Origin of the sequence: Flectobacillus sp. (assembly GCF_049240685.1) — a bacterium.
Taxonomy (GTDB): domain Bacteria; phylum Bacteroidota; class Bacteroidia; order Cytophagales; family Spirosomataceae; genus Flectobacillus.
In genome coordinates this window covers 1-1,076 of sequence record NZ_JBMLSD010000496.1, presented here as the reverse complement: position 1 = coordinate 1,076, position 1,076 = coordinate 1, and the positions used below count along the sequence as shown (strand labels likewise).

Genomic DNA, 1,076 nt, shown 5'->3' with positions numbered 1-1,076 from the left:
AACAATCCTTTTGGCTGTCCAGTTGTCCAAATAGTGTCATAGTATTTTACAAAAAACACTTTCATACCATCTTTGGCAGAGATACCGCTGGCGGTGAGTTTACTTTCTTCAAACACGTAGCGTAATTGTTTTAGGTTGGTGATACTGCCAATATAGTTTTTAAACTGCTCAATATCAATTTCAGCAGGGTTTTTGTAACTTTTGTACTCATAAAAACGTATCCAGTTATCATCTGCTGGCGTAACCTCGTGCATCTCGATATCAAACTTGCAATTTTTACAGCTAAGATCGCCACCATCAAATTTCAAATCCATCTGTTTTACCTTGCTGGGGTCTAAGGTGTTCATTTGCCTAAGTGAGTGCCATGTGCCTTCTTGCATGCCAGAGGCTGAGTTTGTTACGCCGTCTCTGATACCCTTTGCACCTGGTAAGTCTGCAAATTTGTTTACGGTTTCTTCCAATAAATTCAAGTGATAGTCTAAGCCCCTTTTGCCCCAAAAGCTAACATTGCCATTGATCGTAGCCATTTTGGCTAAGTCGTCTGACAGACCTGAGCCAAATACTTTTTGTATCTTGGGGTTGGTAAGCATACCACTAATTTTTGTTAGATAAGCAATGTCTTTGCGTAATTCACTGCGCGTCTGCAATACCTCCCACGCCTCAAAGGCTTTGCCCTGATTGAGTACTCCCAAAATGGCATCTTCCGCATCTGCAAAATCCTCTAAGAATTTGTCTTTCTGGGCATCGGTTAAGGTCTTAAATTTAGTATATAAATTTGGAAAATTGTTAATGAGGTTGTCTGCCAAACAGTTGGTATTGTGTACCAAGAGGTGGTTTTTGCCTACAAAATAATTGTTGTTGTTGCTTACCGTAAAGTTATACACTTGTACGGTAGTGTCTTTGTTGGTTTTGCCTCTTAGTACAATAGGGGTTTTGTCGAGGCTAAATAGGGTATCTCCTTCCACTAGTGCCTCGGCAGAAAGGTACTTATGCCTTGCATAAAATGGGTGGTTGGGTGTGGTGGCTATACGCTCGCCTGTGCTTAAACTCAATATCAATAATCCCGTTACCCAATG

1 protein-coding gene is annotated in these 1,076 nt (G+C 40.9%); it reads right to left on the bottom strand.

The genetic code is table 11. The features are described 5' to 3' along the window. Nucleotides 1–1,076 (bottom strand): polymorphic toxin-type HINT domain-containing protein (locus tag ACOVQ4_RS22875; protein WP_421822901.1); only part of this gene is annotated, 1,076 nt, incomplete at both ends.